This window comes from Gaetbulibacter sp. M235 (genome assembly GCF_043876835.1).
GTDB lineage: Bacteria > Bacteroidota > Bacteroidia > Flavobacteriales > Flavobacteriaceae > Yeosuana.
This window is the reverse complement of the sequence record NZ_JBAWJZ010000004.1, coordinates 15,225-36,758: the sequence shown is the minus strand read 5'-3', so window position 1 is coordinate 36,758 and position 21,534 is coordinate 15,225. Positions and strand designations below refer to the sequence as shown.

Genomic DNA, 21,534 nt, shown 5'->3' with positions numbered 1-21,534 from the left:
CAATTTTTCAAAAGTTAATTAAAGGGCGTTTTTGTTAAACGCTCTTCTTTTAAGTAAGCATTCTTATCTTATTCCGTCAAACTTCAGTATAAATCATATTTATGCTTTTAATACTTCTATTCATTTCTGCCTGTTTTTTGGCTTATAGTAATGGTGCAAATGATAATTTTAAAGGAGTGGCTACTCTTTTTGGCAGTGGTACTACAAATTATAAAAATGCAATTAATTGGGCTACTGTAACTACATTTTCAGGTTCGATTGCTGCTATTTTTTTCGCCAAAGAGTTAGTGAAAAATTTTTCCGGTAAAGGCTTGGTGCCCAATGAACTGATAGGTATGCCTGTTTTTGCAATTTCTATTGCCTTTGGTGCCGCGTTAACTGTTTTTTTGGCAACAAAAATTGGCATGCCAATTTCTACAACACACGGGTTGGTTGGAGCCCTTTTTGGAGCCGGCATTATGGCTATTGGTGATCAATTCAATTTTGAAAAGTTAGGAAACACCTTTTTGATGCCTTTATTGGTAAGCCCTTTAATGGCAGCTGTCATCAGTTATATCATTTATATTTTATTCAGATATTTAAGAAAAAAAATGGGCATCACTAAAAAAACAAAGCTAAGCATTCATAAAAAGCAACAGGTGCCCTTAGATACTTTTAATATAGACAGTACTATCGCATTAAAAACCAATGAAACCTTAGAGGCTACCATTAGAAATAAAACAGAAACCTACCATGGTGAAATTTTGGGGTTAAACTCTCAAAAGGTTTTAGACACCTTACATTACTTGAGTGCCGGAATAGTGAGTTTTGCCCGCGGATTGAATGACACCCCAAAAATAGTGGGGTTACTTTTAATCTTTAATACCATTGACATCAAATGGAGTATAATCATTATAGCCACAGTCATGGCTTTAGGTGGACTGATAAACGCCAAAAAAGTAGGGGTTACTATGAGTAAAAAAATAACTCCTATGAATTCAGGGCAAGGGTTTACTGCAAACTTAATAACCGGCCTATTAGTAACAACAGCCAGTATTCATGGGTTACCTGTTTCTACCACACATGTTTCTGTGGGTTCTATTTTTGGAATTGGCAAAGTAACTAAAAAAGCCGATTATAAAATGATTGGAAAAATATTATTATCTTGGGTATTAACATTGCCATTGGCTGCTGTTATAACTGCTATACTTTTTAAATTGCTAGAAACATTTATTTAATTAGGTTATCGAAAAATACATAGACATCATAAAACATTCCTATTTAGGGTATTGGAATTACCTCAAAAATGAGCTTATTTCCTTTAACCATTGGGATAACTATTTTTATGGGTTAATCTTAATCTCCTTATTTGCTTGGGGGTTGGAAATGATTTTCCCTTGGCGAAAAAACCAGTCAATATTCAGAAAAGATTTTTGGTTGGATGCCTTTTACATGTTTTTTAATTTCTTTATCCTCAATCTTATTGTTTTAATAGCTTTGTCTAATACGGTTGCCGAATTTTTCAACGACATTTTGAAAACCGTTGGATTATCTGTTTCCAATTTTCAGCTTTTCGATGTAGATGATTTACCAAAAGCCTTAGGCCTATTCATGTTTTTTATCGTTACAGATTTTGTGCAATGGAACACCCATAGATTATTGCATAGAGTCCCCATATTATGGGATTTCCATAAAGTGCACCACTCCGTAAAACAAATGGGGTTTGCTGCCCATTTAGGGTATCATTGGATGGAGCCTGTTGTTTACAAATCATTACTTTATGTTCCCTTGTCCATCATTCGTGGTTTCAACGCACAAGATGTGGCTTTTATTTATTTTTTCAACATCGCCATAGGCCATTTAAATCACGCCAATTTGGGCTGGAATTACGGAATCTTAAAATACCTACCTAACAACCCAAAAATGCATATTTGGCATCATGCCAAGGAATTGCCCTATAGCAATAAATATGGTGTTAATTATGGGATTACATTAAGCCTTTGGGATTATCTTTTTAAAACATATTACATTCCATATAACGGCAGAGATATTGAATTGGGATTTGAAGGCGATGAATATTTCCCAAAGATTTTGCCAATCAAGAACTCTATCCCTTAAACAAAAAACCATGATGAAAGTTTTCGTTTCTATCTTTTTTATCCTTTTAAGCTTCACTATTCAGTCCCAAAATTTTGACCATGCCATATGGAATTCAATCTTAAAAGAATATGTCTCAAGTGATGGCCATGTTAATTATAAAGCCATTAAGGAAAACCATGATAAGCTTGACAAATATTTACTAGCTTTAAGCAAAACAACACCAGATGAGCGTTGGTCAAAAAATGAAACCTTAGCCTATTGGATTAATGCCTACAATGCGTTTACTGTAAAATTGATTATAGATAATTATCCGTTAAAAAGTATAAAAGACATTGAAAATCCTTGGGACATAAACTTTATCACTATTGGTGGTGAAACCTTATCTTTAAATCATATAGAGCACAATATTTTAAGAAAAATGGAAGAACCCAGAATCCATTTTGCTATTGTTTGTGCCTCAGTTTCTTGCCCTAAATTGCAAAACGAGGCCCTTATTGCTTCAAAATTAGACGTTCAATTATCCTATGCGGCTAAGGAATTCCTTTCAGATAACACAAAAAATGATATCTCTGAAAAACATCTATATCTTTCAAAAATTTTTCAATGGTTTCCAAAGGATTTCAAAAAAAATGGTGATTTAATTGCTTTTTTAAATCAATATTCTCAAATTAACATTTCAAAAGACGCAAAGGTCAAATTTAAAGACTACAATTGGAACTTAAATGAATAAGATTTCTATCATTATTCCCGTTTTAAATGAAGCTGAAACTCTTGCAAAACTACTCAATCATTTAATAGAATCGTCCTCCAAAGAAAACATTGCTGAGTTGATTGTTGTTGATGGAGGTAGCACAGACAAAACCACTGCCATTGCCTCAAAATTTGAACCTGTTTTTTTAATCACTTCTGGAAAAGGAAGAGCCAAACAAATGAACTTGGGAGCCAAACACACAACCGGCTCCATTCTGTATTTTTTGCATGCCGATTCCTTTCCTCCAAAAAACTTTGACAAACTCATCATCAATGAAGTTGAAAAGGGGAATCTTTCGGGGTGTTTTAAAATGAGATTTGACAGCAATCATTGGTGGATGCGTTTGGCAGGTTGGTTAACAAGGTTTAATTGGATAGCTTGCAGAGGAGGCGACCAAAGCCTTTTTATAACAACCTCATTATTTAATTCTCTTGGTGGGTATGATGAGCAATATATTATTTATGAAGACAATGTGTTTATCAAAAAACTATATGCTATTCGCCAATTTAAAGTCATTCAAAAAGACCTCATCACATCGGCCAGATTATATAAAAGGCTTGGAGTTTGGAGACTACAATATCACTTTTTTAGGATTCATTTAAAACATTGGCTAGGGGCAAATGCCTATGAATTGCACAGCTACTACAAAAAACATATTACTTAGTTTTGCAAAAAAGCATTTTTCATAATCATTTCTGCCGGTTTGTTTTGTGGTGTAAACCGTGAATTATCTTTACCTCCTGCGTGTTCATGATTATGATGCCACTTCCATATAAAACCTCCTGCAACCCAGTCCTCTTGCCAAAACATTTCAAAAAAAGCGTTTAGGGCATTTGCTTGAGCGTCTAGGTTAACCGAGTTCATGTCCCTATCAGAACGCCATGGCTCTTTTCCTGTAAAATCCACACTTCTATACCCGAATTCAGTAAATAAAATTGGCTTTTTATAGGTATCATAATACCCTTTTATCTCAGTCTTCCAGCGTTCTAAGCCTAATTTACAGTCTTCAATCGAAGGTGTTTTTAAATCACTTATGGGAAAATACCCATCAATACCTATATAGTCTAAGTCATCCCAAAAGGGTGTTTTATTATATTCATTCCAATTAGCTGCATACGTGAGTTTTCCATGATATACGTTTCGTATTTGTGTAATCAAATATTTCCAATATTCTGGTCGCTCTTTTACAAAACTTTCCAATTCAGTGCCAATACAAAAAATCTCCACTTTGGTTTTTTGTGCTACTCCAGCATAGTCTAATATGAATTTAGTGTAAGATGCTTCTAAAATCTTCCAATCGTTTTCGTTGGTCATTTTAATTTCTCCCGTGAATTCACCCCTCCAAACCCAGATTTGAGGTTTCATCATGATTTTAATTCCTTCCTTTTTTAATTCCAGAATATATTGTCTCACCCCTGCTTGTGTTTCTCCAAACCATTGTCTGCTTGAATTATATTGAATTTCTGGGTGTGATACTTCCCTAATAAAACCAAAAGGCATCACCGAGGCATAATTGGCATGAACATACAATATCGGTTTTATGTGTTTAGATGAAATAGAATCCTTTGAAGCCACATACCCTACCCCATTTATTTTCTCAGGATAATGTAATGTCATGGCACACCCACATAATACAATAAATAAACAAACTTTCAAAAGTGGCTTCATAAATTTAAATTAATGCTTAAATTTAAACAAACTACTAAAATATAATTAAGGTTTTAAAATATCTTGCGACAAAATCAACAATTAATAAACTTTATGGAACATATTGTTATCATTGGAAACGGAATTTCAGGCGTTACTGCCGCCAGACATATTAGAAAACACTCCTCCAAAAAAATCTCCATTATTTCATCTGAAACCGATTATTTTTTCTCAAGAACAGCACTTATGTATGTGTATATGGGGCATATGACATTTGAACTTACACAACCTTACGAAAATGACTTTTGGAAAAAGAACAGCATAGAACTTGTTAATGGATTTGTAAAAACCATTGATACCGACACTAAAACCCTTCATTTTGAAACAGGAAATACGTTAAGCTATGATAAACTTATTATAGCTACAGGCAGCAAATCAAATAAGTTTGGTTGGCCGGGGCAAGACTTGCAAGGAGTTTTTGGCATGTACCATAAGCAAGATTTAGAGGCTCTTGAACAATATGCCCCCAATAATACCAATTGTAAACGAGCCGTTATTGTTGGTGGTGGTCTTATTGGCATTGAATTGGCCGAAATGCTCTCTTCAAGAAACATTTCCGTAACTTTTTTGGTGAGAGAAAATAGTTTTTGGGATGGTGTTTTACCCAATGGCGAGAGCCAAATGATAAACAGACATATAAAAAACCATCACATAGATTTAAGATTATCATGCAATTTAAAGGAAATAAAATCTGATGAAAATGGACGGGCCAAATCAGTGATTATTGAAGAGACGGGTGAAGAAATTGTGTGCAATGTTGTTGGTTTAACTGCAGGCGTTACACCAAATATTGCGTTTGTTAAATCTTCAAATATTGAAACAAATAGAGGCGTTTTGGTAAACAGGTTTCTTGAAACCAATATCCCCGACGTCTATGCTATTGGCGATTGTGCGGAACAACGTCTCCCAATAGGAAACCGAAGACCTGTTGAGGCCGTTTGGTACACCGGACGCATGATGGGAGAAATTGTAGCTCAAACCATTTGTGGAAACAGAATACCTTACAACCCGGGTCATTGGTTTAATTCTGCCAAGTTTTTTGATATCGAGTACCAAACTTATGGTTGGGTATTTGCAAAACCAAAGGAAAACCATGCCCATTTTCATTGGAAACATAATGATGATACCAAATGCATTACTATAGAATATAATACACTTACCAATGAATTCATAGGGATAAACACTTTTGGGATGCGAATGAGGCATGAAGTTTTCAATACCTGGCTAAATGAAAAACGTGACGTTGATTACGTTATTGACCATTTAAGCGAAGCTAATTTTGATCCAGAATTCTATACCCATTTTGAAACAGAGATAAAAACAACTTATAAAAATCAGTTACAAAACATATAAGATGAATCATAAATTACAAGAAAGCATGTCTTTAGCTAAACCGGATGCCAAAGATTTAACAAGAAAGCAAAAAATTTCATTTTTTATTGGGGTTTTAGGGCTTTTTATTTTGGTTTTAGCACTTTTAAACATTCACTTACCTAATCAGGGTCTAGTTTTATCTCTTGCTCTAGGATTCATAGCTGTTAGTATTATATTATTTTCAAACAATGCTTATTTAAATAAATCAAAAGGCATAAAAAATGATGGCGTTTGGTTTAAATCCATCTCTTCAAGAGGTGTTTTGGGCTGGGCAACTGGCATAATTTTAACGTCGTTTTATATTGTTCTTTACTTTTTTCCACAATTGTTGGGTCTTGGTAAAAATGGCGCCCCAAATACTGGATTGATTTCCTTATTTGACCCTTTAAGCAATTTATTAAGCGGAAGACCTGCCAGCCAATGGTTTGTTTATGGATCTTTATACACAATAGCGATATTGTTTTTTGGTTACAAATTTATCTTAAAGTATCGCCATAACAGATATCAGCAATTGAGAACCGGATCGGTCATGTTTTTTCAACTTGGCTTTGCGTTTTTAATACCAGAATTTTTGTATCGCATGAATTCCAACCTGCCATATTACGATCTCAAAAGTATTTGGCCTTTAAATTATTATATTTTTGATGAATGGTCTGTAAAAGGATTTCTGTCCAACGGCAATTTGGGCTTGGCTTTAATTGTTTTTGGAATATTATCCATCTTTGTAATCACTCCTATTTTAACCTATAAATTTGGCAAACGTTGGTACTGTTCCTGGGTTTGCGGTTGTGGTGGTTTGGCTGAAACAGCCGGTGACCCTTTCAGACAATTATCTTCTAAAAAACTATCGGCTTGGAAACTGGAACGATGGCTAATTCATACCGTTTTGGTTTTTTCTGTGGTTATGACCATAGCTATGGTTTACACCTATTTGGGGTATGATTCCAATAAATTCTGGTTAACAAGAAACCTTTTTATTAGGTTGGTAATAGGCTTTTTAACGTTGCTTTTTTTAGCAGTCATGGCCTTTAAACGCAAAGAATTGGGCAAAGATGCCAAATATGGAGCTATTGGTTATTTTGCTGTGATTGCATTGCTTCTCGTCATGCACTTCACAGGAACCACTAATGAAGTATTTTTTATTAAAGGTAGCGCTCTTCGCTCCGCTTATGGTCTTTTTATAGGTTCTATATTTTCTGGTGTTATTGGAACTGGCTTTTACCCTATTTTAGGAAACAGGGTTTGGTGCCGATTTGGTTGTCCAATGGCAGCTATTTTAGGATTTCAACAACGCTTATTTTCAAAATTTAGAATAACCACCAATGGCGGTCAATGTATTTCTTGTGGTAATTGCTCCACTTACTGCGAAATGGGTATAGATGTGCGTTCTTATGCTCAAAAGGGTCAAAATATTGTTCGTTCTAGTTGTGTTGGATGTGGTGTTTGTTCAGCAGTTTGTCCTAGAGGTGTTTTAAAACTAGAGAATGGAAGTCTTAAAGGACGCATCAATTCAAATGATATTTTATTAGGAAATAATGTTAATTTAATAGATTTATTAAAACGTTAAAAAATTCATAAATTATCGTACTTTTGCACCATGAAAGTTAATTCTTTATGCCCATCATAAAAGTCATCATTCCCGCTTATAATGAGGAAAATTCTATAGCAAATGTTATTAATGACATTCCTAAAATTGTTGATGAAGTTATTGTTATCAACAATAACTCTAATGATGATACAGCTAAAAACGCTAAAAATGCTGGTGCTACAGTATTAACTGAAACTAGTAAAGGGTACGGTTATGCTTGTTTAAAAGGAATGGAATATATATCAAATTTATCTACAAAACCAGATATTATTGTGTTTTTAGATGGTGATTATAGCGATTATCCTGAAGAACTTTCTAAACTTATAAAACCTATTATAGATGATGATATTGATTTGGTTATAGGGGCACGTATTAAAGCTTCGAGGGAAAATAATTCAATGACACCTCAACAGATTTTTGGAAACTGGCTAGCAACATTTTTGATGAAAATATTGTACAATGCCCGTTTTACAGATTTAGGGCCATTTAGAGCTATAAAATATGAAAAGTTATTAGCTTTGCACATGCGAGACAAGACGTATGGGTGGACAATTGAGATGCAGTTGAAAGCTCTTAAACAAAAATTATCATACATAGAAATTCCTGTAAAATATAGACAAAGAATTGGCGTCTCAAAAGTATCAGGAACAATAAAAGGTAGTATCTTTGCAGGCTTAGTAATTTTAGGTTGGATTTTTAAATATAGTATTAAAAAATGATTTTTGCTACTTTAACCATTATTGTTTATACCATTTCGTTGGTGCTAATATTCATGTACGCATTAGCGCAACTCAATTTATTGTTTAATTATCTCTCCTCAAAAAAGAAAATTGACAAGTCTGAGACTTTTGATTTTTCAAATCCTGATGAAGTTCCATATGTAACCATACAGCTTCCTGTTTATAATGAAATGTATGTTATGGAGCGTTTATTAGATAACATTGCTCTTATAGATTACCCTAAAGAAAAATTAGAAATTCAAGTTTTAGATGATTCAACTGATGAAACAGTAAAAACAACTTTTGAGCAAATTGAAAAGCTAAAACAAACAGGATTAGATATTAAACAAATCACCAGAACTGATAGAAGCGGCTTTAAAGCTGGGGCTTTAAAAGAAGGATTAAAAATTGCCAAAGGTGAGTTTATAGCTATTTTCGACTCGGATTTCCTTCCTAAAAATGACTGGTTAAAAAGAACCATTCCTTACTTTAAAAATGAAAAAATCGGGGTTGTTCAAACACGTTGGGGACATCTTAACAGAAATTATTCCCTCCTTACAAAAATTCAAGCTTTTGCTTTAGATGCCCACTTTACCTTAGAGCAAGTAGGAAGAAACAGCAAAGGGCATTTCATTAATTTTAATGGCACTGCTGGGGTTTGGAGAAAATCTTGCATTATCGATGCAGGAAACTGGGAAGGTGATACTCTAACTGAAGACCTTGATTTAAGTTACAGGGCACAACTTAAAAACTGGAAGTTTAAATATCTTGAAGATGTTGAAACACCTGCTGAATTGCCTATAATAATAAGCGCAGCAAGATCTCAACAATTTAGATGGAATAAAGGTGGCGCTGAGAACTTTAGAAAAATGCTTTTACGCCTTATAAAGAATGAAAATATTTCAACCAAAACAAAAGTGCATGGTATATTACATCTTCTAAATAGCACCATGTTTTTAAACGTTCTTATAGTTGCAGTTTTAAGCATTCCAATGCTTTATATTAAAAACGAGTATGCGCATTTAAAACCCTATTTTTATGTAATGAGTTTCTTTGTTATAAGTACTGTTATATTCTTTGTGTGCTATTGGATAATGTATAAAAACATATATGGAAGTGGAATAAAAAATTTCATAAAATACATTGTAATGTTTTTTACATTCTTCTCTATTGCCATGGGCTTTTCTCTTCACAATTCTATTGCAGTGTTAGAAGGTCATTTTGGTAAAAAAAGTGAATTCATACGTACTCCTAAATTCAATGTCAATTCATTAAAAGAAAGCTGGAAAGGCAACAAATACATTAAGAAAGGCATTTCTTTAAATGTTATTTTTGAAGGGTTATTAATGCTTTATTTTGCTTTTGGAATGTATAGTGCCTTTATAGTTGGAAACCAAGGAGGTGATTTTGGTCTATTCCCATTTCATCTCATGTTGTTTTTAGGTTTTGGATATGTGTTTATGAGCTCTCTAACTTCAAAGGCCTAAAAAGTAACATCTAAAACAAGTGTTTCTTCATTTCTTTTAATAGTCACTTTAGTAGTATTGCCTTTTTCAAATTTTCCTAGAGATTTCATGTAACTCATCATATCTGTGATTTCATAATCTCCCATTTTAACAACAATGTCCCCTTTTTGCATCCCTGCTTTTTGTGCAGGTTTATCTTCACTTACACCATCAATTCTCATTCCTTTTCCATTAAATAAGTAATCTGGAACCACTCCTAAAGTAACTTTAAAAGCAGGAACTTCTTGACTTTCATTTTTTGTTTTTCTGAAAGCTATTTTTCCATCATCATTTAACTCTGTTATAATAGATAATATAAACTGAGTTATAGTTTCCATACCATCATAATTCAACTTATCTGAATCATCAGAAGGCTTATGATAATCTTCATGCTGACCTGTAAAAAAGTGCAAAACTGGTATATCCATCAAATAAAAAGAAGTATGGTCACTTGGCCCAACTCCAGATTCATGCTCGGTTAAATTTAACTCTCCTTTGTTTGCAAAAAGTACTTGTTTAAATATTGGAGATGTTCCTACGCCATGAACTGCAATTGCTTTTTCATTATTTAAACGCCCAACCATGTCCATATTAAGCATATAATCTACCTTTTTTAAATCAATGGTAGGGTTTTTAACATAGTAATTGGAACCTAACAATCCCATTTCTTCACCTGAAAAAGCAATAAATAAATAATTATTAGCAGTATTTACATTTTTCAGGTCTTTAATAATATTCAACATGACTGCAACACCACTGGCATTATCATCTGCTCCATTATGAATTTGCGGAGTTTCTCCTCTATATAATGAACCTTCAATTCCCATTCCTAAATGATCATAATGTGCACCAATAACTATGGTGTTTTCTGCTTTGTTATTTAAATACCCGATTACATTTGTTCCAGTAATGGTACTATCATCAGATTTATTCACATAATTAACATTTCCATGTGGATCGCTTTTATCTTTGAATGAAAATTCCTGGAAATAACCATTTGTTCCTTTAGGCTCTAATCCTAAATTTTTAAATCTTTCAGCAATATAATCAGCTGCTAAAATCTCATAACTTGTTCCTGTTTGTCTTCCATGAAGACTATCAGATGCCAATAAAGTAACATCTTCTCGCATTGAGACCTCAAGAGGTTGTATTTCTTTGCACGACAAAAATAATACTATTACTAAAAGAGAATAAAGTGGTTTCATTGGATATGATTATTATAATGTTTGTAAAAAAGTTTAATAACTAATTAGTCAATAAACAAGAATGTTTATTTTTATATAAAAATAAGTTTAAAAATGAAATTCATCTTAATTATATCAGCTTTTTTATGTGTCCTTTCTTGTAAAAACGACAAAGGCAAACAAAACATTAATGAAGAAAAATCTTCTGAGTCTACCATAGAAGCAAAAAAGGATTCTTTAATTTTTCCTGAAGAAAAACATTTTAAAACTATAAAACAAATCACATTTGGAGGTGATAATGCTGAAGCCTATTGGAGTTTTGATGACAAACAATTGGTTTTCCAATCTAACAATAAAAATTGGGGACTTAATTGTGACCAAATGTTTATAATCAATAACGGAGACACTTTTAATGACTCTAAACCTAAAATGATCAGTACAGGAAAAGGGCGTACAACTTGTGCCTATTTCCTTCCAGACAATAAACACTTTGTGTATGCTTCAACTCATTTGGTTGATGAAAACTGTCCTGAAGTTCCTCTAAGAAAAAACGGAAAATATGTTTGGCCCGTTTATGATTCGTTTGACATTTTTGTTGCAGATCTTGATGGAAATATAACTGATCAACTTACCAATGAGACTGGTTATGATGCTGAAGCAACCGTTTCTCCAAAAGGCGATAAAATTGTATTTACTTCAACACGTAGTGGAGATTTAGAACTTTACACCATGAATATTGATGGCAGTGATGTTAAACAAATAACCAATGAATTAGGTTATGATGGTGGCGCTTTCTTTTCTCCTGACGGAAGTAAATTAATTTTTCGTTCATCAAGGCCAAAAACTGAAGAAGCCATTAAAGCATATAAGGAACTTTTAGCAAATGGTTTGGTAGAACCAACCGAAATGGAATTATACATCTGTAATGCTGATGGAAGTGATATGCGGCAATTAACAAATTTAGGTAACGCTAATTGGAGTCCGTTTTTCCATCCATCGGGTAAAAAAATATTATTTTCATCAAATTTTGAAGCTGAAAGAGGTTTTCCATTTAACTTATATATGATTGATCTTGATGGAAAAAATTTAGAGCGTGTAACTCATAGTGAAACTTTTGATGCTTTTCCTGTGTTTTCAAACGATGGTAAATACTTAGCATTTTCATCTAACAGAAATAATGGAGGTGGAAGAGACACTAACCTTTTTATCGCTGAATGGGTAGATTAATAAAATATTTAATTTAATAAATACTTGAACTTTTGTTATTAAAACAATATAAATCGTCTTTAATTTTTATTTTATTAACCAGTCTATTCTATTTAAGTTTTGCCTATGATTTAAACCGAAATGATTATATAAAACTAATTTCACTTTATGTGGCTTTATTTGTTATGTTTTATAAACTCATTCAAATAAATAAAGAGAACTTTACATTTTTAGCAATTTTAGCCTTTAGTTTTAGAGTTCTATTTTTATTTGCAACACCTAATTTATCACAAGACTTTTATAGATTTATTTGGGATGGAAGAATGATTCTTCAAGGTTTCAATCCGTATTTATCCACACCAGAATCCTTTATACTAAATCATATTTATCCCATACAACAAGCTCAAGAACTATATAATGGTATGGGCATTTTAAATGGAAGTCATTTTACAAATTATCCACCTTTAAATCAATTGTGTTTTGTTATTGCGGGCTTATTTGCTGGTAAAAGCATTTTAGGTTCTGTAATTGTAATGCGACTAATTATCATTTCAGCAGATTTTGGAACACTGTATTTTGGAAAAAAACTACTTGAAAAATTAAATATTCCAGTTAATACTATTTTTTGGTATATACTCAATCCATTTATAATAATTGAGCTCACAGGAAATCTTCATTTTGAGAGCGTTATGATTTTCTTTTTAGTTTGGAGTTTATATCTGCTTCATATTGGAAAATGGCATTTTTCAGCTATTGTTTTTGCTTGCTCCATTTCAGTTAAACTAATTCCCCTAATCTTTTTACCGGTTTTGTTTCAAAAATTAAGTTGGAAAAAAAGCTTGGGATTTTACACTATAATTGGCTTTATCACTCTTATATCATTTGTTCCATTTATTACCAATGAATTTATAATGAACTATTTTGAAACCGTTGGATTGTGGTTTCAACGTTTTGAATTCAATGCAAGCTTGTATTATATTGCTAGATCCATAGGTTATACTTTTAGAGGCTATAATGAAATTGCCATTATTGGTAAGTTCATCCCCATATTAGTAATCTTACTTGTGTTGATTATCACTTTTTTTAGAAAAAACAAATCTACAGTTGAGTTAATTTCCGCTTTACTATTTGTGTTGGCTTTTTATTATTTTACGGCAACAACTGTACATCCTTGGTATGTTGCAACGCTTTTAATTTTAAGTATATTCACTAAATATAAATTTCCTTTGGTATGGAGTTTTGTTGGTATATTGAGCTATTTAGCCTACACTAACTCAAATAATACTGAAAACCTGTATATAATTGGGTTGGAATATTTAATAATTTATAGTGTTTTTATTTGGGAAGTTTTCGTAAAAAAGGCCACCAAAATGGCAGCCTAAAGTTTAATTGTTTTAAACTTTTAAAGCTTTTCGAGTTTTGTAATGGTATTGACAATGGTTTCATCTTCATAACCATCGGCATCTTTAGTAACAATGGTTTTAGTTCTATAAGTAATTCTAAATTTTGTTCCAATTAATGCGTCTGAATCTAAATCGAATTCAACAGATACAGCTTCATCAACCTTTTGAAAGGTTAATGTATATTCTTCGTCATCGCTATGTTTTGCAATAAAAATATAGCCATAATCTTCATGACCATCATATACAGCTTCAACAATAGTTATATCTTGATTTGCTAAAATAGGTTCATTTATTTTTAACGATGTGAATGAAAAAAGGGGAGTTACTAAAAAAGCAACAATTACCAAATATATTGTTTTCATGGTTTTACTATTATTTGCTTTACAAGCAATCACAACCAATAAACTGTATTTAGAAATAATAGTTTAATGCTTGTAAAAAGTTAAATAAAATTGTGAGATTTCTTCAGAAATTTGCCACCTCAAGTCTGAAAATACTTTTAGTAAAACTCTTTATGATTTTACATGTGGTAATGCTAGTAACCTATGTTGCTTTAAAAATATCTATTGATTCTTTGAATGTTTTAAATTCCAGCATATAACCATTAGGATCTTTAACAAAAAAAGACTGATGTTCTCCTAATTGATCTTTTAAATAAACAGAATCTGTTACCAATTCTAATTCTAATCCTTGAACTTTAGCATACACTTTTTTCCAAGTATCAAAATCTACAATAACCCCAAAATGAAAAGAAGGCAATATCTTCCCTTCGAAAATATAGTTAGGATTATTGAAATTGAATTTTTTAGCCTTAATAAATGTTATTTGATGTCCAAATAAATTTACATCTATCCAGTTTTGAGTATTCCTACCATAAGTAGCTCCAATGCAATCAACATAAAAGCTTTTTGTCCCTTTTACGCTAAAACATGGCAATGACATGTGAAATGGCGAATTCATATAATGTGATTAAAGTGGTTTTAAACTTTCTATTCTGTAAATTACAAAATCTTCATCAGAATCTTCAATAACTTCAATAAAAGATACTCTAAATGATTTACCAATTAAACTTTTATCGTTTTTTAAATCAAATTGCTTAAGTGCTCTAGGATGCACTTCTTCAAAAACCATTTCTTCTCCACTTTCAAACAAAAACTTAAAATATCCGTCTTTGTAAGACATAAAAACAGCCTCAATCATTTCAAAAAATAATAATTAATCTAAATCCATTTCTTCAGATTCTTCATCAATTTCTATATCAGGATCTTGAATTGCATCTGGATCATTACTGTCAAAATCCTCATAATCATCCTCATCATAATTTTCCATAGTTTTCACCAATTTGGTGCTTACTTTTATGAGGTATTTAGTGTCTTCTGTATTTACTTCAACAGCTTCAACCAACTCATTTTTAGCATTTCTGAAAGTAATGATATCTTCTTCATCGTACCCTTCAGGAAATTTCTCTACTAATAGTCCCAGAATTTCTGGAGTTAGCTTTTTAAAGTCTACAATGACTCTTTTTCGATTGTCTTTCTTATTCATAATTACATATCTAATAGGTAGGCAAAAATAAGTGGAGCAACTATAGTTGCGTCACTTTCTATAATAAATTTTGGTGTATTAATATCTAATTTTCCCCAAGTTATTTTTTCATTTGGAACGGCTCCAGAATACGACCCATAACTTGTTGTGGAATCGCTTATCTGGCAAAAATAACTCCAAAAAGGAATGTCGTGCATTTCCATATCCTGATAAAGCATTGGTACAACACATATGGGGAAATCTCCTGCTATACCACCACCTATCTGGAAGAAGCCAACACCTTTTCCTGCTGAATTTTTTGGATACCAATCTGCTAACCACATCATGTATTCTATACCGCCTTTAGTTGTTGTTGGTTTAAATTCCCCTTTAATGCAGTAAGACGCAAAAATGTTTCCCATAGTACTGTCTTCCCATCCTGGAACTACTATTGGCAAGTTTTTTTCGGCAGCAGCAATCATCCAAGAATCTTTTGGATCAATCTCATAATATTGTTCTAAAACTCCAGAATTTAACATTTGATACATAAATTCATGTGGAAAATAGCGCTCTCCTGCTTTATCAGCTTTATTCCATATATCGTATAAATGTGATTGTAGTCTTCTAAACGCTTCTTCTTCTGGAATACAAGTATCTGTAACTCTGTTGTAATGATTTTCCAATAAATCCCATTCTTCTTGTGGTGATAAATCACGGTAATTAGGCACACGTTTATATGAATTGTGCGCTACTAAATTCATAATGTCTTCTTCAAGATTGGCACCAGTACAAGATATGATATGAATTTTATCTTGACGAATCATTTCGGCTAACGACTTTCCTAACTCAGCAGTACTCATAGCACCAGCTAAAGTTACCATCATTTTTCCACCTTCCAACAAATGCGTTTCATATCCTTTGGCAGCATCAACTAAAGCTGCAGAATTAAAGTGTAAATAGTTTTTTTCTATAAACTGTGAAATCGGTCCTTTAGTACTCATCGTCATCTTCAAATTTTGAAAGGTTATTTTTTTGGTTTGAGCCTTCATATGAATTGTCATAATCATCGCCAATATTCTCTTCTGCAAACTTATAACTTAATATTTTGTAATATAATCTTGCTGCTAAAAAGGCTGAAGATGCATTTAACTCATTTGGAGATAATCCAACAAGAGCCAAGCCAACAATATTTTTATCTTGAATTAATTTGTTTAAAAACTCTAAGGTTTCATACCAAAATAATCCTCCTGGTTCTGGATTTGTAACAGATGTCATAATAGAAATATCTATTGCTGATAAATCAAGAGTAACAAATACATTACCAGTCATTTGATCAATAGCTGAGTCCATCCAAGAATCATCAACTGCCATTTCATGAGCAAAATAAACTTTTTCTGAATCAATTACAGTTTTTTCTTTAGCGCTCATAGAACGTATTCCAACCTGAATCAAATTAGTGGTTTGACTGGCCTCATAAAGTGCGCAATTTTTGTGAAACGATGAGCCTTGATACGTTTTTAACAAATTTGTATGGGCATCTAATTGCAGAACAGATAAACTGTCAAAACATTCATTAAAGGCGCGAATTGCTCCAATAGATATAGAATGGTCTCCACCTATAAGTGTTACAAATTTATTTTTTTTAATGTATTTTTTTGTTAACTGATGCACTGCATTTACCATAGCTTCAGCAGAAGTATTTTCTGAAATTGTTTCTGCTAAATAAACACCTTGTTGAAACACTTCTGTATCAGTTTCAATATCATAAAGGTTTATATTTTCTGATGCTCTTAAAAAAGCTTCTGGTCCTTTTTCTGTGTTGCCAGTTCCATTATAAGGAACAGGAATGAGTACAATTTTTGCTTGTTCTACCTTAGAAAATTCCTCAGGAATCCCTGCATACGTTTTATTGTTCATTATAACCTAATATTTTAAGTAAGTCTTCACTTTTTTGTTGTTCACTAAATAGTTCAGTTGTAATATTTCCATCTTCATCTTTATCAATTAAAATATGTTTTGGCGATGGTATTAAACAGTGTTGTAATCCACCAAATCCTCCAATAGTTTCTTGATAAGCTCCTGTATTAAAAAAGCCAATATACAAAGGTTTTTCTCTATTGTATTTTGGCAAATATATAGCATTCATGTGTTGTTCGCTATTGTAATAATCGTCACTATCACAAGTTAAGCCACCTAATAATACACGCTCATAACTGTCATTCCACCTATTAATTGGCAGCATTACAAAACGCTTATTTATTGCCCAAGTATCTGGCAACGTTGTTATGAAAGATGAGTTGATCATATTCCACTTTTCTCTATCATTTTGTTGCTTTTGATATAAAACTTCATAAATAGCACCACCACTTTCGCCAACTGTAAAGCTTCCAAATTCTGTAAATATATTTGGAACTGGTACTTCTTCTGCATCACATGCCAGTTTTATTTGATTAATGATTTCATCAACCATATATTCATAGTCAAAATCGAATGCCAATGAGTTTTTAATAGGAAATCCTCCACCAATATTCAAACTATCAAGTGATGGGCAAATATGTTTTAAACTGGTATATACTTTTAAACATTTTGATAATTCATTCCAATAATAGGCATTATCTCTAATACCTGTATTAATAAAAAAGTGAAGCATTTTTAATTTCACTTTTTTATTATCTCTCACTTGTTTATTGTAAAATGGCACGATGTTTTTATAACCAATTCCTAATCTTGAAGTATAGAATTCAAATTTTGGTTCTTCTTCAGAAGCTATTCTAATCCCGATATTAAACTTTCCATTGATTTCTTCAGATAATAAGTCAATTTCTTCGTAATTATCAATTATAGGAATGCAGTTTTTATGTCCATTGTTAATTAAACGAGCAATATTTGAAATGTATTGTGCGCGTTTAAATCCATTACTTATCACATAGGTTTTATCGGTTATTTTACCTTCTTTTTTTAGATTCTCAACAATATCAATATCAAATGCCGAAGATGTTTCAATATGAATATCATTTTTTAACGCTTCATTTAAAACGTGCTTAAAATGCGAACTTTTGGTGCAATAGCAATAGTTGTATTTACCTTTATATTTATTATGCTTAATTGCTTTTTCAAACCATCCCTTTGCTCTATTAATGTTGTTTGAAATTTGTGGCAAGTAAGTAAATTTCAATGGCGACCCATAGGTTTCTACTAATTCCATTAAATTAATATCATGAAATTGTAGATTTCTGTCTTCCAACTTAAATTCTTCTTGTGGAAAGTCAAAAGTTTGGCTAATAAGGTCAATATATTTAGTATTCATTATTTTCTATCTGGTATAAATTTCTCAAAAATATTTTAATTACAAAGTATAAATCAATAATTTCTAAGAAAATCAAATTTGCTTTTGGACACAAGTTGTTGGCACAAAACCATAGATGTGCTGACTTGATACGATTGAATACAAGGAAGTTAGCTTTAAAATTTGGTTACTTAATCTAAAAGCTGCTTTTGAACACGACTTCCTAATGCTCATAAGCCCAAACATAGAAACATATTTCAATATTGTTCAGCTAAATGCAGTACAAATGAAATATAAAAAATTGAATTTTAAACTTTTTTTTTATTTTTTTTGAAAAATTTACAAGTCATTAACCTACAACATTTTAAGTGTATTTAATTCTTGTTCGGAAAGATGCTTCCAATGTCCTCTTGGTATATCTTTTTTAGTAAGATGACCAATTGCAACACAATCAAGACTTACAATTTCATATTTTAAAAAATCGAATATGGAACGAATAATTGTATTACCAGTGTTTTTTATTTTAAGACCTATTTCATTTTTTGAAGCGCCATCAATATAGCTTATTTCTTCTACGGCAATTAACTTACCTTCTATTTTAATGCCTTCTTGAATTTTCTTCAAGTCTTCTAGCTTTAAATTTTTATCTAATTCAATATGAAATAGGCGGGCCACACCATTTTTAGAGTTTGTAAATTTCTCAACAATGGCTTCATCATTAGTAAATAACAACAATCCTTTTGAATTTCTTCCTAATCTACCAATTGGTTTAATTCTTGAAGTTGTAGCATTAGCAACTAAATCCATGACCGTTCTCCCCTTTCCTTCACTTGTGGTAGTAGCAAAACCCTTGGGCTTATTAAGCAATACATAGGCTTTTTTCTCTGGATTAACCCTTGCGCCATCATAACGAACTTCGTCGTCAGGCTTAACCTTATAACCCATTTCTGTAATTACTTTACCATTTACAGTTACTAAACCAGTTGCAATATGCGTATCTGCTTCTCTACGAGAGCAAACCCCAGAATTGGCCACGTATTTATTTAATCTGATTTCATCAGTATTAGATTTTTTAGCTGGTGCTTTTTTTACAATATCTTCTGGTTTTGCACTAACAGTACCCTTTTTTATTGGAGCATTGCCTCGTGCAAAACTTTTTGAGCGACTATTATTAGCTCCTCTTCCTGATGATTTTCCCTTTCCTTTACTATCTTGATGTCTACTCATTTCTAATTATTTTGTGCAAAGATACTTTATAAATTACTATTTACAGTTTTTCGTTTTTTATTTTAAAAAAATATGGATAACTATTTTTAAAACAGTCTATTCAACACTTTATCAACATCAATCAAAAGAATACAAAAAACACCAAACGCAATAATAAATTTTAAAATATTATGAAGAATTAAATAATGTGTTTTGGTTTTAGATTTCCAGAGTAGCAAAAGAAAAATCATTAGTAAAAAAACGCTTAAATAAAAGTAGATATACATATAACCTATTTCAAACGTAAATAATAATAAAAGAATTGGTATTAAGGTTAAAAATGACAAAACAGATAGCATAACTTTAGAAACATTTTCACCATATTCAACAGGAATTGTGTGATAATTAAGTGCCAAATCTCCTTTTAAGTTTTCTAAATCTTTAGTAAACTCTCTCATTGAAATTATTAAAAACAAAAATGTAGCATGAACAAAGATGACCGTTTCAAAATTTTTATAATAAATAAAAACAGCAAAAAAAGGTGTTATGGTTAAAATAGCTGATGTTAAATTTCCAATAAGAGGAATCTTTTTTAATTTATGTGAATAAAACCAAATACCAAAAATATAAATTGAAAAAAACACAACAGCCCTAAAAGACACATAGCTAGCTAGAATTACGGCTATAAAATTTAAAACAAAATAAAATGACAACTTGGTATTTTGATTAACTAATCTGTCTAGTTTAGATTTAATTGGTCTATTAATCAAATCTTTTTCAGAGTCGTAAAAATTATTAATAATATATCCACCTGCAATAGTTGCCGAAGAAGCTAAAACAAGCATAAATAAATTAAGATCAAAAACAACTTGTCTTAATGGCCTATTATGAGCGAGAATATAAATTGAACTAAGATATTGAGCTATAACAATAATCAAGATATTGTAACCTCTAACCACCGAAAACATGCTGAAAAACTTTATTAGAATATGTTTTTGCTTTCTGGTTAACATCAAAAATTTGTTTTGATTAAATCCTGAAATAAATTCAGGAAAACAAAGAGTGGTTTAGAAGTTATAAACTACTTCCAGCTTATAACCTTTAAGTGCTAGTTTTGCTTTTTCAATATCCTCTGTAAAACCAAGAATGTATCCACCACCACCAGAGCCACAAAGCTTTAAATAGTATTCGTTTGTTTGAATACCTTTTTTCCATAGTTCATGAAACTCTTGTGGAATCATAGGTTTAAAATTGTTTAAAACCACTTTTGATAATCGTTTAGTGTTTTTAAATAACGATTTTATATCACCTTTTAAGAAATCTTCAACACAAGCATCTGTATGCTTTATAAACTGGTCTTTAAGCATATTTCGAAAACCTTCTTGTTTCATGTTTTCCATAAAAATACTTACCATAGGCGCAGTTTCTCCAATAATGCCACTATCTAACAAAAACACCGCATTTTTCCCTTCAATTTTTTGAGAAGGAATTCCTGTTGCTTCAATATTATCTTGTGAATTAATTAGAATAGGAATACTCAAATAACTATTTAACGGATCTAACCCTGAAGATTTTCCATGAAAAAACGATTCCATTTCAGAGAAAATTGCTTTCAACTTCAATAGTTTTTCTCTGGTTAAATTCTCTAAAATCGTAATCTTATCAAAAGCATATTTATCATAAATAGCAGCTACTAATGCACCACTACTGCCTACTCCATATCCTTGAGGAATTGAAGAATCAAAATACATACCGGCATTAACATCATTTTCAAGAGAAGCAATATCAAAAGTTACTAACTGTGAATTTATGCTTTGCAAGTACGTTACAAACCGTTTCAAACTTTCATTTGACTTTAAAGCAATTTCTGAAAGATTTTCATCCTTTTTTAATGCCCCATTATAAAAATTATAAGGAATTGATAAACCTTTGGAATCTTTGATAATTCCATACTCTCCAAAAAGTAAAATTTTAGAATAAAAAAGTGGTCCTTTCATTAACT

The 21,534-nt window shown here is 31.7% G+C and carries 21 protein-coding genes and 1 pseudogene; 10 read left to right on the top strand and 12 right to left on the bottom strand.

What is annotated here, in order from left to right; all coding sequences use genetic code 11:
* The first annotated feature begins 101 nt into the window (after positions 1-101).
* The 4 genes and pseudogenes from V8G69_RS07555 (at position 102) to V8G69_RS07540 (ending at position 3,494) form a co-directional block, all read left to right on the top strand.
* A complete protein-coding gene (locus V8G69_RS07555; RefSeq protein ID WP_394881230.1) occupies positions 102-1,217 on the top strand; it encodes an inorganic phosphate transporter in 1,116 nt (371 codons plus the stop codon).
* Positions 1,218-1,224: 7 nt separating this feature from the next.
* Positions 1,225-2,111 (top strand): annotated as a pseudogene (locus tag V8G69_RS07550) (sterol desaturase family protein).
* A complete protein-coding gene (locus V8G69_RS07545; protein WP_394881229.1) occupies positions 2,108-2,809 on the top strand; it encodes a DUF547 domain-containing protein in 702 nt (233 codons plus the stop codon). Before V8G69_RS07550 ends, V8G69_RS07545 begins: the two are co-directional and overlap by 4 nt.
* Positions 2,802-3,494: a TIGR04283 family arsenosugar biosynthesis glycosyltransferase gene (locus V8G69_RS07540; RefSeq protein ID WP_394881228.1), complete on the top strand. Its 693-nt coding sequence runs from the start codon at positions 2,802-2,804 to the stop codon at positions 3,492-3,494. The genes V8G69_RS07545 and V8G69_RS07540 overlap by 8 nt, the downstream gene beginning before the upstream one ends.
* Here V8G69_RS07540 and V8G69_RS07535 read toward each other — a convergent pair.
* On the bottom strand, positions 3,491-4,498 hold the full coding sequence (locus V8G69_RS07535) for a glycoside hydrolase family 113 (protein WP_394881227.1): 1,008 nt from the start codon (positions 4,496-4,498) through the stop codon (positions 3,491-3,493). The genes V8G69_RS07540 and V8G69_RS07535 overlap by 4 nt on opposite strands.
* Before the next feature lie 93 nt (positions 4,499-4,591).
* Here V8G69_RS07535 and V8G69_RS07530 point away from each other — a divergent pair, with 93 nt between their 5' ends.
* From V8G69_RS07530 to V8G69_RS07515, 4 genes are read left to right on the top strand one after another with little or no spacing between them, the layout of a single operon-like run.
* A complete protein-coding gene (locus V8G69_RS07530; RefSeq protein WP_394881226.1) occupies positions 4,592-5,890 on the top strand; it encodes an NAD(P)/FAD-dependent oxidoreductase in 1,299 nt (432 codons plus the stop codon).
* 1 nt (position 5,891) lies between these two features.
* Positions 5,892-7,478 (top strand): 4Fe-4S binding protein, encoded by a 1,587-nt coding sequence (locus V8G69_RS07525; RefSeq protein WP_394881225.1) that lies wholly within the window; start codon positions 5,892-5,894, stop codon positions 7,476-7,478.
* A gap of 47 nt (positions 7,479-7,525) precedes the next feature.
* On the top strand, positions 7,526-8,218 hold the full coding sequence (locus tag V8G69_RS07520) for a glycosyltransferase family 2 protein (RefSeq protein ID WP_394881224.1): 693 nt from the start codon (positions 7,526-7,528) through the stop codon (positions 8,216-8,218).
* The gene (locus V8G69_RS07515; RefSeq protein ID WP_394881223.1) at positions 8,215-9,705 is read left to right on the top strand and encodes a cellulose synthase family protein; all 1,491 of its coding nucleotides are present in this window, start codon (positions 8,215-8,217) and stop codon (positions 9,703-9,705) included. Before V8G69_RS07520 ends, V8G69_RS07515 begins: the two co-directional genes overlap by 4 nt.
* Here V8G69_RS07515 and V8G69_RS07510 read toward each other — a convergent pair.
* Positions 9,702-10,928 carry a M28 family peptidase gene (locus V8G69_RS07510; protein WP_394881222.1) on the bottom strand — a complete coding sequence of 409 codons (1,227 nt, stop codon included), beginning with the start codon at positions 10,926-10,928 and terminating at the stop codon, positions 9,702-9,704. The two genes, V8G69_RS07515 and V8G69_RS07510, sit on opposite strands and share 4 nt — an antisense overlap.
* A 93-nt stretch (positions 10,929-11,021) precedes the next feature.
* Between V8G69_RS07510 and V8G69_RS07505 the strand changes: the two genes are divergently transcribed.
* Positions 11,022-12,134: a TolB family protein gene (locus V8G69_RS07505; protein ID WP_394881221.1), complete on the top strand. Its 1,113-nt coding sequence runs from the start codon at positions 11,022-11,024 to the stop codon at positions 12,132-12,134.
* A 32-nt stretch (positions 12,135-12,166) separates the two neighbouring features.
* Positions 12,167-13,495: a mannosyltransferase gene (locus V8G69_RS07500; RefSeq protein ID WP_394881220.1), complete on the top strand. Its 1,329-nt coding sequence runs from the start codon at positions 12,167-12,169 to the stop codon at positions 13,493-13,495.
* Between the two features lie 20 nt (positions 13,496-13,515).
* Here V8G69_RS07500 and V8G69_RS07495 read toward each other — a convergent pair whose 3' ends face one another.
* The 10 genes from V8G69_RS07495 to V8G69_RS07450 all read right to left on the bottom strand — a co-directional run bounded on the left by V8G69_RS07495 (position 13,516) and on the right by V8G69_RS07450 (position 21,529).
* A complete protein-coding gene (locus V8G69_RS07495) occupies positions 13,516-13,878 on the bottom strand; it encodes a hypothetical protein (protein ID WP_394881219.1) in 363 nt (120 codons plus the stop codon).
* 181 nt (positions 13,879-14,059) lie between these two features.
* On the bottom strand, positions 14,060-14,476 hold the full coding sequence (locus V8G69_RS07490; RefSeq protein ID WP_394881218.1) for a VOC family protein: 417 nt from the start codon (positions 14,474-14,476) through the stop codon (positions 14,060-14,062).
* A gap of 9 nt (positions 14,477-14,485) precedes the next feature.
* Positions 14,486-14,698, bottom strand: coding sequence for a hypothetical protein (locus tag V8G69_RS07485; RefSeq protein WP_394881217.1), 213 nt, complete (start codon positions 14,696-14,698; stop codon positions 14,486-14,488).
* 33 nt (positions 14,699-14,731) lie between these two features.
* Positions 14,732-15,061: a hypothetical protein gene (locus tag V8G69_RS07480; RefSeq protein WP_394881216.1), complete on the bottom strand. Its 330-nt coding sequence runs from the start codon at positions 15,059-15,061 to the stop codon at positions 14,732-14,734.
* 2 nt (positions 15,062-15,063) lie between these two features.
* Positions 15,064-16,041 (bottom strand): deoxyhypusine synthase family protein, encoded by a 978-nt coding sequence (locus V8G69_RS07475; protein WP_394881215.1) that lies wholly within the window; start codon positions 16,039-16,041, stop codon positions 15,064-15,066.
* Entirely contained in the window at positions 16,031-16,957 is a 927-nt protein-coding gene (locus V8G69_RS07470) for an arginase family protein (RefSeq protein ID WP_394881214.1), read from the bottom strand. The genes V8G69_RS07475 and V8G69_RS07470 overlap by 11 nt, the downstream gene beginning before the upstream one ends.
* Positions 16,947-18,347, bottom strand: a complete 1,401-nt coding sequence (locus tag V8G69_RS07465) for an arginine decarboxylase (protein WP_394881213.1) — start codon at positions 18,345-18,347, stop codon at positions 16,947-16,949. Before V8G69_RS07465 ends, V8G69_RS07470 begins: the two co-directional genes overlap by 11 nt.
* Before the next feature lie 333 nt (positions 18,348-18,680).
* The gene (locus V8G69_RS07460; protein ID WP_394881212.1) at positions 18,681-19,553 is read right to left on the bottom strand and encodes a pseudouridine synthase; all 873 of its coding nucleotides are present in this window, start codon (positions 19,551-19,553) and stop codon (positions 18,681-18,683) included.
* 86 nt (positions 19,554-19,639) lie between these two features.
* Positions 19,640-20,545, bottom strand: coding sequence for a geranylgeranylglycerol-phosphate geranylgeranyltransferase (locus V8G69_RS07455; RefSeq protein WP_394881211.1), 906 nt, complete (start codon positions 20,543-20,545; stop codon positions 19,640-19,642).
* A gap of 54 nt (positions 20,546-20,599) precedes the next feature.
* Positions 20,600-21,529, bottom strand: a complete 930-nt coding sequence (locus tag V8G69_RS07450) for a mevalonate kinase (protein ID WP_394881210.1) — start codon at positions 21,527-21,529, stop codon at positions 20,600-20,602.
* Positions 21,530-21,534 lie beyond the last annotated feature (5 nt).

Excerpts from the sequence above, each read along its gene's own strand:
- V8G69_RS07485 (WP_394881217.1), bottom strand. The coding sequence starts at position 14,698 with ATGTCTTACAAAGACGGATATTTTAAGTTTTTGTTTGAAAGTGGAGAA.
- V8G69_RS07475 (WP_394881215.1), bottom strand. The coding sequence starts at position 16,041 with ATGAGTACTAAAGGACCGATTTCACAGTTTATAGAAAAAAACTATTTA.
- V8G69_RS07510 (WP_394881222.1), bottom strand. The coding sequence starts at position 10,928 with ATGAAACCACTTTATTCTCTTTTAGTAATAGTATTATTTTTGTCGTGC.
- V8G69_RS07535 (WP_394881227.1), bottom strand. The coding sequence starts at position 4,498 with ATGAAGCCACTTTTGAAAGTTTGTTTATTTATTGTATTATGTGGGTGT.
- V8G69_RS07530 (WP_394881226.1), top strand. The coding sequence starts at position 4,592 with ATGGAACATATTGTTATCATTGGAAACGGAATTTCAGGCGTTACTGCC.
- V8G69_RS07465 (WP_394881213.1), bottom strand. The coding sequence starts at position 18,347 with ATGAATACTAAATATATTGACCTTATTAGCCAAACTTTTGACTTTCCA.
- V8G69_RS07540 (WP_394881228.1), top strand. The coding sequence starts at position 2,802 with ATGAATAAGATTTCTATCATTATTCCCGTTTTAAATGAAGCTGAAACT.
- V8G69_RS07515 (WP_394881223.1), top strand. The coding sequence starts at position 8,215 with ATGATTTTTGCTACTTTAACCATTATTGTTTATACCATTTCGTTGGTG.
- V8G69_RS07525 (WP_394881225.1), top strand. The coding sequence starts at position 5,892 with ATGAATCATAAATTACAAGAAAGCATGTCTTTAGCTAAACCGGATGCC.
- V8G69_RS07470 (WP_394881214.1), bottom strand. The coding sequence starts at position 16,957 with ATGAACAATAAAACGTATGCAGGGATTCCTGAGGAATTTTCTAAGGTA.
- V8G69_RS07480 (WP_394881216.1), bottom strand. The coding sequence starts at position 15,061 with ATGAATAAGAAAGACAATCGAAAAAGAGTCATTGTAGACTTTAAAAAG.
- V8G69_RS07455 (WP_394881211.1), bottom strand. The coding sequence starts at position 20,545 with ATGTTAACCAGAAAGCAAAAACATATTCTAATAAAGTTTTTCAGCATG.
- V8G69_RS07495 (WP_394881219.1), bottom strand. The coding sequence starts at position 13,878 with ATGAAAACAATATATTTGGTAATTGTTGCTTTTTTAGTAACTCCCCTT.
- V8G69_RS07555 (WP_394881230.1), top strand. The coding sequence starts at position 102 with ATGCTTTTAATACTTCTATTCATTTCTGCCTGTTTTTTGGCTTATAGT.
- V8G69_RS07505 (WP_394881221.1), top strand. The coding sequence starts at position 11,022 with ATGAAATTCATCTTAATTATATCAGCTTTTTTATGTGTCCTTTCTTGT.
- V8G69_RS07490 (WP_394881218.1), bottom strand. The coding sequence starts at position 14,476 with ATGAATTCGCCATTTCACATGTCATTGCCATGTTTTAGCGTAAAAGGG.
- V8G69_RS07545 (WP_394881229.1), top strand. The coding sequence starts at position 2,108 with ATGATGAAAGTTTTCGTTTCTATCTTTTTTATCCTTTTAAGCTTCACT.
- V8G69_RS07450 (WP_394881210.1), bottom strand. The coding sequence starts at position 21,529 with ATGAAAGGACCACTTTTTTATTCTAAAATTTTACTTTTTGGAGAGTAT.
- V8G69_RS07520 (WP_394881224.1), top strand. The coding sequence starts at position 7,526 with ATGCCCATCATAAAAGTCATCATTCCCGCTTATAATGAGGAAAATTCT.
- V8G69_RS07460 (WP_394881212.1), bottom strand. The coding sequence starts at position 19,553 with ATGAGTAGACATCAAGATAGTAAAGGAAAGGGAAAATCATCAGGAAGA.